The organism is Bifidobacterium sp. LH_419, from assembly GCF_056356955.1.
In genome coordinates this window covers 25545-38913 of record NZ_JBKEVG010000005.1, presented here as the reverse complement: position 1 = coordinate 38913, position 13369 = coordinate 25545, and the positions used below count along the sequence as shown (strand labels likewise).

Here is a 13369-nt window from a genome sequence, read left to right as displayed (position 1 = left end):
CGGATTCCGGAGGGCTATTGTCCCAAAACGCGGTTTTGGGACAATAGCACAGGTTTACCGGACCTGCACAGTCGCTCAGGCGGCCTTTTTGCGGCCGCGGCGCTTCATCGTGCCGGCGACGGCCTTGGCGGCGTCGAAGACGGCGGCCTTGTCGTTCGGGTAGAACTCGCCGACGACCTGCTGGTAGGCGACCTCGCCTTCTGGGGCCTCGGGCAGTTCGAAGAACGCGGAGACCGCGGCGAGCGGGGCCTTGTCCTTCACGTTCACGGACGCGGTCTGCTTGCCTTCCGGCTTGCTGAACTTCACCGCGTTGTCCGCCTTGGCGGTGGTGGGGACGATCGCCACCTGCTTCGTCTTCTCGTTGACGAGCACCTTGACGTGCGCCGGGAAGCCGAGCACCTGGGCAGTGGCCTTGTTGAAGCGCACCGCATTGGCGGTGACCGTCATCGTGATCTTGCCGACCGGCTTGACCAGCTGGACTTCCTCAAAACCCTGAAGAACGGATGCCATATGATCTCCTTAATTCATTCAGATAAAAACCGATGATGATTTGGTTATCGTCTCATATTGTAGCGAATAAGAATGGGATTAATCACCTATTTCCTGATAATTCATATAGCAATGTTGCAGGTGAATTGCAGATCGCCGATATGCCGGAAAACACGAATCAGCAGCACGACGAGGTGAGACGATACGTCGTTGCATTGATGGCGGCAGCACTGCATGGGCCCACGCCGATGCGAAACCCGATACGGTACCGTGATTTGACGTGTACCGGCTGGTCGTGCGCCATTCGGTGCAGGCCATGACCTTCCAGGCGCTGACCGAGGAAGCGCTATCCGCGATGCCGAAACGGATTGACCGGATTCCTGCCGGTGTTCCATCGCCTGCGCAAGAACCTGCGCGGGCATCCGGGAAGCCTGCGGCGTGAACTGGGCGCGATATGGCGCAGGAAGGATTAGCGTTCGCCCCTGCGGTTATACTGCCTTGAAGGTTCACATGAATGCGACGTCAATCCGCGCTTACGGTCTCTGTGGCCGTCTGGAAGCGGGACAATAGGAAGTACGAAGTAGGAGAGACCGTGACATCGGATACCCTCGAACAGAATGAAGTGGCCGTGGCGGAACAGCGCCCGGCCGTGGACAACACCGCCGGTCACGGAAGCACGATCCAGAACTCCGGCATGACCATCCTCGACCTCTTGCGGGCGATCCGCAAGCACTGGTTCGTCGCCGTGCTCGTCTTCGTGATCACCGTGGGCGCCGTCGCGGGCTACACGTTCACCCGCACGAAGATGTACACGGCCACCGCCCAGCTGTTCGCCAGCTACAACAGCATCGCCGCGGACGCCAACCTCAACAACGTGGGCGTGCAGTCCACGGCCGGCACCTATATTGCCAGCCAGCTCAAGAGCTACCCGAACCTCGTGAAGACCGGTGCGGTGCTGCAGCCGGTCGTCGACGCGCAGCATGACGATTCACTGAGCGTCGGTCGTCTGTCCGGCATGGTGTCCGCCAACAACCCGGAGGACACCTACATGCTGAGTGTGTCCGTCACCAGTGCCGATCCGCAGCAGGCCGCCACTCTCGCCAACGGCGTGGCCAAATCCCTGTCCGATGTGGTCGCCTCCGAGCTGTACTCCTCCGGCGACAATTCCATCGTCAAATTGTCGGTCGTGCAGCGTGCCAACGTGCCGGGCGCTCCGAGTTCGCCGAACACCAAGCTGAACCTCGCCGCCGGTGCCGTCATCGGTCTGGTGCTCGCCCTCATCGCCGCCGTGCTGCGTGACCTGCTCGCCCGCCGCATCCAGGACATCTCCGATCTCCAGGCCGTCGCGCAGGACGCGACCGTCGTCGGCGTGATTCCGAAGGACGAATCCCTCAACGAGACGAAGCCGATCGTCGTGACCAAGCCGGACGGCGCGATCGCCGAGGAGTTCCGCCGCATCCGCACCAATCTCTCGTTCACCACGTCGAAGTCCGGCGACAAGGGCCGCCTCATCGTCGTCACCTCGTCCATGCCGTCCGAAGGCAAGACGACCGTCTCGTGCAACCTCGCCGCCACGCTCGCTGAGAACGGCGCCGCCGTGCTGCTCATCGACGCCGACCTGCGACGCCCGACCGTCGCCAAGCGACTCGGTCTCGAAGGCAACGTGGGCCTCGCCCACGTGCTGTCCAACCAGGCGACCGTCAGGGACGTGGTCCAGCGCTACTGGAAGCCGAACCTGCACGTCCTGCCCGCCGGCCCGCGTATCCAGAACGCCTCCGTGCTGCTCAACTCCGCCATCATGCACGATCTCATCAAGCAGGCCGTGCAGCAGTACGATTACGTGATCATCGACACCTCGCCGATGAGCGTCGCCAACGACGCCGCCGTGTTCGGCCAGCAGGGCAATGGCGTCGTGCTTGTCTCCGGCAAGGGCGTCGCCGTCAAGCGAGCCCTGCGCGGCACCATCACCGAGCTCGGCGAACTCGACGTGCCGATCCTCGGCTTCGTGTTCAACCTCGCCGACCGCAAGAAGAACGGCGGCTACGGCACGTACTACTACTACGGCTCCTACTACCGCTACGGCCAGTACGGCTACGGCTATGGCGACGACGGGAAGAAGGGCAAGAAGCGCAGGAAGGGCAAGAAGGAGTCGGCCGAATCCAAGCCGATTCTCGTGCAGCCGCTGTCCGAGCCGCTCGCCGACCAGCAGCCGGCTTCGCCCGCCAAGCAGGCCCACGACAGGCAGGCGCGCCAGCCGAAGCGCAAGTGAGCGGTTCGCGCCGATAATGGCTGATGACGACTGAGGGGTTGGAATCCGAACCAGGATTCCAACCCCTCAGTCATATTCATATTCGGACCGCGCGGCCACGTGGGATGGCCTGATGATGATCAATCCAACGCGGCGGCGATGCGCTTCAACAGGCGCACAATCATGTTGTGCGCCTCCACGAACGCCGCAAGGCCCTGTCCCTGCGGATCGGCGACGTCGCCGGCCTTCGGCAGCTGCGGACGCAGCAGGCCCGCGTTGGCGACCACCGACTCGGCCCGCTCCTCGAACGTCCCGCCTTCGATCCAGCCTTCTTTTTGGGCCGCCTCGCACAGGTTCGCGAAATCGGTGATCAGGAACGTGCGGCGCGCCTTCACCGGCGCCTCCAGCGCGATGTCGCCGCGTTGGCGTTCCTCGAAGCACAGGATCAGGTCGGCGGCACCCGCGATCTGCGGCGAGATGCGGCGGGAACGGAACGTGGCGATCCGATCCTCGTCGATATGGTCGCGACGCATCAGATCGGCCGCATCACGCGACAACACGTGATCGTGCAGACCACGCGTGCCGGCCGATGCGAATTCGAGCGAAGGGTCGGTGAGGAAATGCGGCGCGAGCAGTTCGGCCATCGCCGAACGCGAGACATTGCCGGTGCAGACGAACAGAATACGCATGGAATCCATCGTAGGAGCGTAGTCGGGACAATACCGTGGCAATGAGCACGTACCCGCCACGGGTGAGCCTCACGATACAGTGGCGTTGTGACTGAAATCGACGAACTGAGCATCGACCCGGAGCATGGGCGCGACGATGAGGCGCGCGACGCCGAACACCATAATCCCCGCTATCTGAAGCACCGCGAGAAGCGTGTCCTGCGTGACACACTGCTCGTCATCGTGGCGGTCGTGCTGTCCGCGATCATCCTCGTCGGCGCGTATTTCGCCGTCTCCGCGGCCATCGTCGCCAAGGAAGTGAAATCGGCCGCCGCCAGCGTGTCCGACGTGCGCGGCCTGAACATCGCCGAGGATGGCGCCGCGTCGAAGCTCGACGGCGCCGTCGACGAACTGCAACGGCACGTGGACGCCGCCTACGCGCACACGTCGAACCCGATCTGGGCGATGATGGCGCACCTGCCGCGTTACGGCGGCGACGTCCAGGCCATCCGCTCCACCGTGGACGCGCTGCACACCGTCGCCGACGACGCGCTGCCGCTCCTCGCCGACGCGGCGGACGACGTGAACCCGGGCACGGTCAGCGTGGCCGACGGCAAGATCAGCGTGCCCGGGCTCGACACGGCCGCGCCGAAGCTCGCCAAGGCGAACGGCTACGTGCTCAAAGCGAACAGCGAGCTCCAGTCCATCGACGGCGTGACGCTGGGCGCGCTGCAACACCAGCTGGACCCGGCGCGCGAATCGTTCCTCTCGTTCGCGAAAATCAGCGATTCCCTGGCGCGCGGCGCGCAGGTCCTGTCCGGCATGCTGGGTTCCGGCGACTCCGGCTCCGGTTCCGGCGATGGCGGCTCGCGCAACTATCTGATTCTCGCGCAGAACAACGCGGAGATCCGCGCCACCGGTGGCATCGCCGGCTCGCTGGGACTCGTGACCGTGCGCGACGGCGCCATCACGATGCACGACTTCGTGCCCGCCTCCGAATTCGACTCGCGCAAGGACCCGATCGTGAGCCTCACCGACGACGAGAAGAGGGTCTACGGCGACCGTCTCGGCGAGTTCATGCAGGACGTGAACTTCACCCCCGACTTCGCGCGTGTGGGCGAACTTTCGGCCGCCATGTGGAAGGACAAGTACGGCGACCAGGTGGACGGCGTCATCGCCGTCGATCCGGTGCTCCTGCAGAAACTGCTCTCCGTCACCGGTTCGGTGGAGGTCTCGCGCGGCGACTACAAGGCCACGCTCGACGGGACGCACACCGTGTCCATCCTCCTGAGCGACGTCTACCGCAATCTGCACGATGGCGACGACCAGGACGCGTTCTTCTCCGACGCCGCCAAAGCGGCGTTCGGCAAGGTGATGCACTCGTCCGGCACGAACGCCGTCGCGCTCGCCAAGCAGGCCGTCACGGCGGCGAACGACGGGCATCTGTACGTGTGGAGCGCGGACAAGGACGAACAGAAGCTGCTCGCCGGGACCACGGTGGGCGGCACGCTCGTCACCAAGGACTCCGGTTCGTACCTCGACATCGAGGGCGCGGCGCCGAAGCAGGTGATCGGCGTGTACTACAACGACGCGATGGCCTCGAAGATGGACTGGTACCTCCGTCGCGACGTGAAGGACAAGCTCGTCAAGACCTATGAGAACGGCAGCGAGGAGCATGAGATCACAATCACGATGACCAACACGCTCGACGCCTCGCAGGTGGATTCGCTGCCCTCCTATGTGATCGGCTCGCTGGAGAACGGCGCCGAGAAGGGGCACATCCAGTTCATCACCTACCTGTACGCGCCTGCCGGCGGCGGCATCCCCTCCTATGCGGCCGGCTCCGACAAGGCCAAGGGCGACGTCTACGCGCTGCACGACGGGCTCACCGTGATCGGCAAGCAGGTGAGTCTCGCGCCGGGGGAGAGCACCACGATCACCGCGACCGTGGTGACCGCGCCGGGTTCGGTCTCCGGCCAGACCGTGGTGCGGCAGACGCCGCTGGTGAAGTAGGGGAGTACCGGCGCGGGCCGGCTTCCGGCTGGCTGCCTACTGGAGGGCCTCCAGGGCGAGGAGCGTACCCGCGCCGCCGAGGCAGACGATGATGAGCAGGACCATGTCCAGACGGAACAGGAACCGTTCGCGACGGTGACGGCGCCTGATCCGCTGGATATGCTCCTTGCTCATGCGCTTGCCGTGATGATGCTCCTTCGGGGCTTCGACGGCCGTCAGCGGCACACTCTCGTCGATGGCCTCGAGGTCGATGATGCTGGTGTCTGGGGTGTCTGTGCGGTCCGTCACATTCGCGGCTGATTTCGTCTCGTCGGACATCGATGCTCCTTGCCGAATTATCGGTGGTTCCGGTCTCCGTTTCGGCATCGGCTGAAACCGGTATCAAAAATCTCATTATTCGAAAACCCTGTGCAGGCGTTGTGCTGACGCGCCTGCGGGGTTCGCTTCCATCATGTTACCCGGTTGTTAACCTGAACCCATACCGTTTTGTCAACCCGCGTGCTAGGGTGGCAACCAGTGGGAGAAGGAACGAGACGATCTCCCATCCGATAACAGAAGACTTGAAGATGTAATGCGCAAAGGGGATTTGCGCACTGGAAGGAAAACAGAGATGAAGAAGATTACCGCCATCGTCACGGCGTTCGCCGCAATGCTGCTCTCCGTGTTCGCCCTCGCACCGACCGCCATGGCCGCCGACTACTCCGCGACCATCACTCCGGGCACCTCCGAAGGCGTCGCCACCATCACCGTGACCATCGACGAGGCCACCGCGCAGAAGTACCCGTACGTCGCCATCGCCTACGACAACACGCAGATCTCCTCCGTGACCGCGGCCGCCTACGTGCACACGAACTGGGAAGAGGTCACGTCCACGTTCTCGAAGGACGGCTCCAACTTCGTCAAGACCTACAAGGTCGCCACGCTGAACTGCAAGGACGCCAAGATTTCCGTGCTTGGCTCCAAGGATGCTTCGGACGGCGATGACGTCACGCTCCAGACCAAGACCGTGTCCTTCGCGAACACCTGCACCACCGGTTCCAACAAGAACGTCGCCGTCTCCGGCACCGCCGGCTCCTCCCGTCGCACCACCGCCCAGACCGGCACCGTCGTCATGCCGTACATCATCGCCCTCGGCCTGATGGTCGCCGCCGGCGTCGCCCTGTTCGCCGTGCGCAAGGGCAACGCCCGCTGAATCGGGTAGATGGATGGACGGGCTGCGGCCCGCCGCAATCATTGAGAATCCTCCGCTCCTCACGGGGCGGGGGATTTTTCGTATAATGAGGGCGTTGCACTACGGGTGTCAGGCGTCGAAAGGAACAAATCATATGCGCATCAAACAAGGATTCGTCATGCGTGACGTGGCCGGACAGACCGTCATCATCGCGACGGGGGAGGCCTCGAAGACGTTCCAGGGCATGATCCGCGTGAATGGGACCGGCAAGACCGTCTGGCAGGGGCTCGCGGACGGACTCGACGTCGCCGGCATCGTCGACAAGGTGACCGGCGAATACGCAATTGACCGCGAGACCGCCACCGCCGACGTGAACGCGTTCGTCGACCAGATGCGCGCCAACGGCTTCCTCGACGAGTGATGCGGATGACGGATATGGCGGGCGTGGCCGTCGATACGGACATTGAAGGCGTATTGCGGCGCGAGGTCGTGTTCGTGAGCACCACGGTGGGCGTGAGCATGCTGCCGATGCTGCGCAACCGGCGCGACACCATCGTCGTGCGGCCCTTGGCGGCCGGCGAGCGGCTGCGCGTCGGCGACGTGCCGCTCTACCGGGCCGGCGGACGGTACGTGCTGCACCGCGTGATCGGCGTGCACGACGGCTGGTACGCGATTCGCGGCGACAACTGCATCACCACCGAACACGTGCGCGACGAGCAGGTGCTCGGGCGGCTGGAGGAGTTCTACAGGGGCGCACGGCACGTGGTGTGCGATGGTGCTCGCGGGTCGCGCTGGTATGGCGTGTATTGGCGCACGTGGCTGGCCCTGTGGCCGCTACGGCACTGCTGGAAGGCGCTGCGCTGGCGCGCAGGACGCGTGGCGCGTGCGCTCGGGTGGAAGAAGGCGTAACGTAATAGGCCCCCTCGTCAGAGGGGGCCAAGGCGCTTGCGCGATCAGTAGCTGTGGTGGGACTGCCAGTAGGTGTAGGCGCCGGTGATGCCGCCGTAGCGGCCGTTGCAGTAGCTCACGAACCACTTGAACTGGGTCTGGTAGTTGTCGGCCCAGTCGGAGCCGGCGGAGGCCATCTTCGAGCCGGGCAGGGCCTGCGGCAGGCCGTACGCGCCGGAGGAGGCGTTCGTGGCGTGCGGGTTCCAGCCGGACTCGTGGTTGATGATGTACACGGCGGCCGTGAAGTCGGCCTCGGTGTAGCCGTTCGACAGCAGCCAGTCATGCGCCCAAGTCTGCATCTCCGAAGCGGGCACGGTGGTGCCGAGCGAGTTGGAGGAGGAATCGCCGGAGCTCGACGAGGAGCCGGTGCTGGTGGAGCCGGTGCCGACGAGCACGATCTTGTCGGTCGGGGCCTCCTTCACATAGGAGGCGAACACGTTCGAGGAGACGATCTTGCCGCCCGCGCGGGTGACGAGGCTCGTGGTCTCCATCGTGCCGACCTTGCCTTCCTGCTGGACCTTCTCCTGGCCCTTCGGCAGCGCGTCGGTCTCCTTCTTCACCGTGTTGAACGCGATGTCGCTGTCGCTGGTCTCCAGCGTGGCGCCCGCGCGTTCGATGGTGATGACGGTGGATTCGGTGACCTTCGTGTTCAGCGAGGGGGAGACCGTGTCATCCGGGTCGAGCACGATGTCGCCAGCTTCGAGCACGGACTTCACGTCGGTGAAATCGTCGCCGAGGACGGTGCGCGACTTGCCGTTGATCTTGACGGTCACATAGGACGTGTTGCCGTTGAGGTCGCCACGCGCGCCTCCACGGGACACGCCGAGCGCGTTGCTGTCCGTGGCGGAGAATTCGGTGACGGCGGCGGGCTTGTTCGCCTGCTGGTAGAAGTTCCTGGACACGACGCCGGCACCCGCAAGCATGCCCACCGCCGCGACGATGGCCGCGATACGCGTCCACTGGCGCTTGCTCAGGGACTTCAGGGTGGGCGTCTTCTTGCGATGATTCGCCATATTGCTCCTTAAATATTCGAGGCGCCACGCGGTGGTCGGCACAGCGTGCGCGGCGCTCACTAATCCACCAGTCTAGCGTCCAATCCGAACATTGGACAGTGGTCGGGTGAACGGCCGGTGGCGTCGCGGCGTTTTTATTAGGCAACATGACCAATTGTGATGGTGGTGGGAATTAGACAGATTGTCTAGCATAAAGTCAGCGTCATCGCAAGGAGGTCATCATGACGAACGACAACCGGAATCCGGATCCGAACGCGAATGTGAACGCGGGCGACGGCCCCTACGGCGCGCCGCGCGCGGGACAGGGCGGCGACCCGTACGCCAATCCGTATGCGGACCAGTCGAACAATCCCTATGCGGGGCAGGGCGGACCAGCCGGTGGCACAGGCTCGGCTGGCGGCTGGAACGCCGACCCGGCTGGCGGCTGGAACGGGCGGCCGGTCGATCCGTTCAAACTCATCGAAACCATGCTGCCGCAGCACGCGAAGAACTGGGTGCGCGGATTCTACGGCGTGATCGGCGTGGCCGCCATTGTGCTCGGCGCGGCCCTGCTGCTCTGGCCCGGCATCACGTTGAAGGTCGCGGCCGTCCTGCTCGGCGTCTACCTCGTGGTCTCCGGACTCGTGCGCGTCGTCGTCGCCATCGTCGAACTCGGACTACCGAGCGGATGGCGCGTGCTCGACATCCTCGTCGGCGTGCTGCTCACCATCGGCGGCCTGCTCATGCTCAAGAACGCGGCCGTCTCCGGACAGGCGCTCGCCCTGCTCGCCACGATGACCGTCGGCATCGGCTGGATGCTCGAAGGCTTCATGGCGCTCGTCGAATCGTGGAGGCTGCCCAGCTCCGGATGGGCCGTGCTCTACGCGATCGTCTCCATCATCGCCGGCTTCGTCGTGCTCATGTCCCCGGTGAGCTCCACCGTCTGGCTCGTCGTCTTCGCCGGCTGCGCCCTGGTGGTCATGGGCATCTCCGCCCTGGTGCGCGCCTTCACCTTCGGCCGCCTCCCGAAGCGGTGAGGTGATAGTTCGATGACTCCCGTAGTCTTGGCCATGCTTTGTACGGCCAAGACTACGCGATCGCGAGTTGCTTGTGGGCGATTGTTTCCAGATGGTCCGTCAACGCCCGGACGTCATCGGCGGAGCACCCCCATTGACGGACCAAGGCAAATGGTTCGCAGTCGAACAACGCTGTGGCGAGGTCCGTTCTCCTTTCGGCGATGATTCTGCGGTTGCATGGATTGAACAGCAGTGTATAGCCGCGATAGTCGCCGATATTTCGCAATTCAGTCATGGAATCGGACATATCCGAACATCTCCTGCCAAGCTACGATGATTTCCGGAGCGACCGATTCAAGGAACTCGATGATTCCCTGCTGCTCCTTCGTCGTCATATCAGGACTTTGCTTGGCGATTCGTACCGTGCCGTCCTGCAGAATCCAGAATTTCGCGGATGATGGCGACTGCTTGCCTCTGGCGACGTGGACGTGAATCGGCTCGTTGCTTTCATTCGCCCAGAAGTAGACAAGGAATCCTCGGATTCTATACAGCCCAGGCATGTTGGATACCGCCTTCGCGTGCATAGCGCATGATTGATTTCATGCCGCGGACGGTGCTGACGAGAAATCCGTTGGTCTCCCGCTGACTGAATCCCGTATTGGCTGGAATCGTGCCGTCCGGAATCTTGATTTCGGCGTGCTTGTCCCCGTTGTCGAAGAATACGAGCACGCTGCCGTCGGGCTGGACATCGGAATGTGTGACGCGCGTGCCATCGCCCGTCTCATAATAATCGTATATCCGCATGATGAGCTCCCGTCTTTCTTCATTGTAAATCGTGTGCTGGGTAATGGGGAGGCGCGTGAACCCCCTCAGTCGCGCTTTGCGCGACAGCTCCCCCTGAAGGGGGAGCAGAGGGAGAGGGGTGTGAACAGCTCCCCTGAAGGGGGCGCGAAGGGGAAGGGGTGTGGGCGGTTCGCCTGCGGGGTACAAGAGGGTTGTGGATTGACGAGGCGGCGCACTATCGTGAGGAACAGTCTCGACAGGGCGTTCCCGCCCATCGGAACCTAGGTAGAAAGATTCTGGAAGTCTCATGATCGAACTGAAGACCCCTCGCGAAATCGAGGAGATGAAGCCCGCCGGCCGCTTCGTCGGCTCCATCCTGCGCGAACTCAAGGAATACACGAAGGTCGGCACCAACCTGCTCGACATCGACGAATTCGTGCACAAGAAGATCGTCGACCGCAAGGGCGCCGAATCCTGCTACGTGGACTACGCGCCCGACTTCGGCACCGGCCCGTTCGCCCACTACATCTGCACCTCCGTCAACGACGCGGTGCTCCACGGCGTGCCCTACGACTACAACCTCAAGGACGGCGACCTCGTCTCCCTCGACCTCGCGATCAGCGTCGACGGCTGGGTGGGCGACTCGGCCATCAGCTTCGTGGTCGGCAAGGACAAGGACCCGGAGGACCTGCGCCTCATCAAGTGCACCGAGGAGGCGCTCGCCGCCGGCATCGAAGCGGCCCAGCCGGGCAATCGCCTCGGCGACGTGTCCAGCACGATCGGCGACATCGCGCGCGAATACGGCTACCCGATCAACCTCGAGTTCGGCGGCCACGGCGTCGGGCACATCATGCACGGCGATCCGCACGTGCCGAACGACGGCAAGGCGCGCCACGGCTACAAGCTGCGTCCGGGCCTCGTCATCGCCATCGAGCCGTGGTTCCTCAAGACCACCGACGAGATCTACCAGGATCCGAAGGACGGCTGGACCCTGCGCTCCGAGGACGGCTCCCGCGGCGCCCACAGCGAGCACACCATCGCCATCACCGAAAACGGCCCGGTGATCCTCACCACGAGGGAGTAGGGCGATACGGGTCTTCCGCGGCATGCGCCCCCTTTAGGGGGGAGCTGGTCCGCGGAGCGGGCCTGAGGGGGGGTGCTGCGTCTGGTTGTGGACGGGGTACCTCCTCAGTCGGCTTTTGGCCGACAGCTCCCCCTGAGAGGGGGGAGCGAGGGAAGTGGTATGCGCGAGGAGTGCGCATACCGTTTTGCGGGGCGCATTCCTTTTGTGTTCCGGGTATTGGGCAATGGGGCCTTGTGGAAACATGGGGCGGCTATGGTGGCCGGCAACATCGAACAGGAAGGGTCACCCATGGCAACAGCACAGCTGAACGTCGACGATAGCAAGTACACGCTGCCGGTCGTCGAGGCCACCGCCGGGCCGGACGGCATCGTCGTGTCCAAACTGCGCAACGACGGCTGGGTGACGCTCGACCCCGGCTTCCTCACCACCGCGCAATGCGAATCGAAGATCACGTACATCGACGGGCAGCACTCGATCCTGCGCTACCGCGGCTACCCGATCGAGCAACTGTGCGAGAACTCCGACTTCCTCGAGGTCGCGTGGCTGCTGCGCCACGGCGAACTGCCCAACAAGGAGCAGTACGAGAAGTTCGTCTCCGCGATCAACCATCGCACGATGGTGGGTGAGGACTTCCGCACGTTCATGGGCTCGTTCCCGCGCACCGCGCATCCGATGAGCGTGCTCGCCTCCGCGATCAACGCGCTCGCCACGTTCTACCCGGACACGACCGACATCACCGACTCCGACCAGCTCGACGAGTCGGCGATCATCATCATGGCGAAGGTGCGCACCATCGTGTCGTACATCTTCCGCCGCCGCCGTGACGAGCCGATGCTGTACCCGGACTACGCGCGCGGCTACGTGGACGACTTCCTGCGCATGTGCTTCGCCGTGCCGTACGAGCCGTTCGAATCCGACCCGCTGTACGTGCACGCGCTCGGCCGCCTGCTCATCATCCACGCCGACCACGAGCAGAACTGCTCCACGTCGGTCGTGCGCATCGCCGGCAGCGCGCACGCCAACCTGTATTCGGCGGTCGCGGCCGGTGTCAACGCGCTGTCCGGACCGTTGCATGGCGGTGCGAACGAGGCCGTCCTGCGCCAGCTGAAGGCGATCCGCGATTCCGGCAAGTCGGTGCGCGAGTTCGTCGAGGACGCCAAGCGCGACGGCCACCGCATCTCCGGACTCGGCCACCGCGTCTACAAGTCGTACGATCCGCGCGCGGCCATCGCCAAGACGTATCTCGAGAAGATCATGGACCGCGAGGACACGTCGAAGCTGCCGGCCGACGAACGCGCCCTGTTCGACGTGGCCACCGAGCTCGAGGACATCGCGCTGCACGACAACTACTTCGTCTCGCGCCATCTCTACCCGAACGTCGACTTCTACACGGGACTGATCTACCGGGCGATCGGATTCGACCCGGCCATGTTCACCACGCTGTTCGCGCTGGGCCGCATCCCCGGATGGATCGCCCAGTACCGCGAGATGCTCGCCGACCCGGCCACCAAGATCGGCCGCCCGCGCCAGGTGTACACCGGCGCCGTCAAGCGTGATTACATTCCGCTGGAAGAGCGGTAGGCGACGCGGTTTGCCTCCCTCTGACGGGACATCGTCTACAAACGCCGGAGGCGTTTGTAGACGATGTGCGAGCCGACAGGCGAGCTGATAGAAGGTCAGCCGCAGGCTGTCCGTGATTGCGGACGAGGTGTCATCGCGAAGCGATGACGGAGGGAGAGAATGAAGAGCGGCCGTAGGCCGCGGGAAAATCGCATCGGCCGAAGGCCGATTCCGTTTCCTCGCGGCCTGCGGCCGCTGTCTCTCCCCCCAGTCCGCTGACGCGGACAGCCCGACCGCAATCAAGGACAGCCTTCGGCTGACCTCACATAAGCTCGCTGTCGCTCGCCTTCGCCTACGGAGAGCCCACCGGGCTCTCCGCTTCACGGCTCAGCCCGTC

The 13369-nt window shown here is 64.0% G+C and carries 15 protein-coding genes; 8 read left to right on the top strand and 7 right to left on the bottom strand.

Going from position 1 to position 13369, the window contains the following annotated elements:
- Positions 1-75: 75 nt before the first annotated feature.
- Positions 76-510: a hypothetical protein gene (locus AC1AYX_RS04930; protein ID WP_476502456.1), complete on the bottom strand. Its 435-nt coding sequence runs from the start codon at positions 508-510 to the stop codon at positions 76-78.
- Between the two features lie 571 nt (positions 511-1081).
- Between AC1AYX_RS04930 and AC1AYX_RS04925 the strand changes: the two genes are divergently transcribed.
- Positions 1082-2758, top strand: coding sequence for a tyrosine-protein kinase domain-containing protein (locus tag AC1AYX_RS04925; RefSeq protein WP_476502455.1), 1677 nt, complete (start codon positions 1082-1084; stop codon positions 2756-2758).
- A 119-nt stretch (positions 2759-2877) separates the two neighbouring features.
- Here AC1AYX_RS04925 and AC1AYX_RS04920 read toward each other — a convergent pair whose 3' ends face one another.
- Positions 2878-3426, bottom strand: a complete 549-nt coding sequence (locus tag AC1AYX_RS04920; RefSeq protein ID WP_476502454.1) for an arsenate reductase/protein-tyrosine-phosphatase family protein — start codon at positions 3424-3426, stop codon at positions 2878-2880.
- An 87-nt stretch (positions 3427-3513) separates the two neighbouring features.
- On the opposite strand from AC1AYX_RS04920, the gene AC1AYX_RS04915 reads away from it, so the two are divergent.
- Positions 3514-5418: a DUF4012 domain-containing protein gene (locus AC1AYX_RS04915; protein ID WP_476502453.1), complete on the top strand. Its 1905-nt coding sequence runs from the start codon at positions 3514-3516 to the stop codon at positions 5416-5418.
- Between the two features lie 36 nt (positions 5419-5454).
- Here the strand turns inward: AC1AYX_RS04915 and AC1AYX_RS04910 are convergent, their stop codons facing one another.
- Positions 5455-5736 carry a hypothetical protein gene (locus AC1AYX_RS04910; protein ID WP_476502452.1) on the bottom strand — a complete coding sequence of 94 codons (282 nt, stop codon included), beginning with the start codon at positions 5734-5736 and terminating at the stop codon, positions 5455-5457.
- A 292-nt stretch (positions 5737-6028) separates the two neighbouring features.
- Between AC1AYX_RS04910 and AC1AYX_RS04905 the strand changes: the two genes are divergently transcribed.
- From AC1AYX_RS04905 to AC1AYX_RS04895, 3 genes are all read left to right on the top strand, one after another.
- Entirely contained in the window at positions 6029-6610 is a 582-nt protein-coding gene (locus AC1AYX_RS04905) for a hypothetical protein (RefSeq protein WP_476502451.1), read from the top strand.
- A 133-nt stretch (positions 6611-6743) separates the two neighbouring features.
- Positions 6744-7010, top strand: coding sequence for a PqqD family protein (locus AC1AYX_RS04900; protein WP_476502450.1), 267 nt, complete (start codon positions 6744-6746; stop codon positions 7008-7010).
- Positions 7011-7015: 5 nt separating this feature from the next.
- Entirely contained in the window at positions 7016-7498 is a 483-nt protein-coding gene (locus tag AC1AYX_RS04895) for a S24/S26 family peptidase (protein WP_476502449.1), read from the top strand.
- Positions 7499-7542: 44 nt separating this feature from the next.
- Here the strand turns inward: AC1AYX_RS04895 and AC1AYX_RS04890 are convergent, their stop codons facing one another.
- Complete coding sequence (locus AC1AYX_RS04890) at positions 7543-8550, bottom strand: aggregation-promoting factor C-terminal-like domain-containing protein (RefSeq protein WP_476502448.1); 1008 nt, start codon at positions 8548-8550, stop codon at positions 7543-7545.
- A 221-nt stretch (positions 8551-8771) separates the two neighbouring features.
- Between AC1AYX_RS04890 and AC1AYX_RS04885 the strand changes: the two genes are divergently transcribed.
- Positions 8772-9566: an HdeD family acid-resistance protein gene (locus tag AC1AYX_RS04885; RefSeq protein WP_476502447.1), complete on the top strand. Its 795-nt coding sequence runs from the start codon at positions 8772-8774 to the stop codon at positions 9564-9566.
- A gap of 52 nt (positions 9567-9618) precedes the next feature.
- Here the strand turns inward: AC1AYX_RS04885 and AC1AYX_RS04880 are convergent, their stop codons facing one another.
- From AC1AYX_RS04880 to AC1AYX_RS04870, 3 genes are read right to left on the bottom strand one after another with little or no spacing between them, the layout of a single operon-like run.
- Complete coding sequence (locus tag AC1AYX_RS04880; protein ID WP_476502446.1) at positions 9619-9852, bottom strand: hypothetical protein; 234 nt, start codon at positions 9850-9852, stop codon at positions 9619-9621.
- Positions 9833-10105, bottom strand: coding sequence for a DUF4160 domain-containing protein (locus tag AC1AYX_RS04875; RefSeq protein WP_476502445.1), 273 nt, complete (start codon positions 10103-10105; stop codon positions 9833-9835). The genes AC1AYX_RS04880 and AC1AYX_RS04875 overlap by 20 nt, the downstream gene beginning before the upstream one ends.
- Positions 10089-10349, bottom strand: a complete 261-nt coding sequence (locus AC1AYX_RS04870) for a hypothetical protein (protein WP_476502444.1) — start codon at positions 10347-10349, stop codon at positions 10089-10091. The genes AC1AYX_RS04875 and AC1AYX_RS04870 overlap by 17 nt, the downstream gene beginning before the upstream one ends.
- A gap of 286 nt (positions 10350-10635) precedes the next feature.
- On the opposite strand from AC1AYX_RS04870, the gene map reads away from it, so the two are divergent.
- Both map and AC1AYX_RS04860 read left to right on the top strand, forming a co-directional pair.
- Positions 10636-11412: a type I methionyl aminopeptidase gene (map, locus tag AC1AYX_RS04865; protein ID WP_476502443.1), complete on the top strand. Its 777-nt coding sequence runs from the start codon at positions 10636-10638 to the stop codon at positions 11410-11412.
- 288 nt (positions 11413-11700) lie between these two features.
- Positions 11701-12993: a citrate synthase gene (locus AC1AYX_RS04860; protein WP_476502442.1), complete on the top strand. Its 1293-nt coding sequence runs from the start codon at positions 11701-11703 to the stop codon at positions 12991-12993.
- Positions 12994-13369 lie beyond the last annotated feature (376 nt).

Bases quoted from the DNA above. Each gene is read 5' to 3' on its own strand.
- map (WP_476502443.1), top strand. From the start codon at position 10,636: ATGATCGAACTGAAGACCCCTCGCGAAATCGAGGAGATGAAGCCCGCC.
- AC1AYX_RS04910 (WP_476502452.1), bottom strand. From the start codon at position 5,736: ATGTCCGACGAGACGAAATCAGCCGCGAATGTGACGGACCGCACAGAC.
- AC1AYX_RS04920 (WP_476502454.1), bottom strand. From the start codon at position 3,426: ATGCGTATTCTGTTCGTCTGCACCGGCAATGTCTCGCGTTCGGCGATG.
- AC1AYX_RS04930 (WP_476502456.1), bottom strand. From the start codon at position 510: ATGGCATCCGTTCTTCAGGGTTTTGAGGAAGTCCAGCTGGTCAAGCCG.
- AC1AYX_RS04860 (WP_476502442.1), top strand. From the start codon at position 11,701: ATGGCAACAGCACAGCTGAACGTCGACGATAGCAAGTACACGCTGCCG.
- AC1AYX_RS04870 (WP_476502444.1), bottom strand. From the start codon at position 10,349: ATGCGGATATACGATTATTATGAGACGGGCGATGGCACGCGCGTCACA.
- AC1AYX_RS04905 (WP_476502451.1), top strand. From the start codon at position 6,029: ATGAAGAAGATTACCGCCATCGTCACGGCGTTCGCCGCAATGCTGCTC.
- AC1AYX_RS04890 (WP_476502448.1), bottom strand. From the start codon at position 8,550: ATGGCGAATCATCGCAAGAAGACGCCCACCCTGAAGTCCCTGAGCAAG.
- AC1AYX_RS04885 (WP_476502447.1), top strand. From the start codon at position 8,772: ATGACGAACGACAACCGGAATCCGGATCCGAACGCGAATGTGAACGCG.
- AC1AYX_RS04895 (WP_476502449.1), top strand. From the start codon at position 7,016: ATGACGGATATGGCGGGCGTGGCCGTCGATACGGACATTGAAGGCGTA.
- AC1AYX_RS04880 (WP_476502446.1), bottom strand. From the start codon at position 9,852: ATGTCCGATTCCATGACTGAATTGCGAAATATCGGCGACTATCGCGGC.
- AC1AYX_RS04900 (WP_476502450.1), top strand. From the start codon at position 6,744: ATGCGCATCAAACAAGGATTCGTCATGCGTGACGTGGCCGGACAGACC.
- AC1AYX_RS04875 (WP_476502445.1), bottom strand. From the start codon at position 10,105: ATGCCTGGGCTGTATAGAATCCGAGGATTCCTTGTCTACTTCTGGGCG.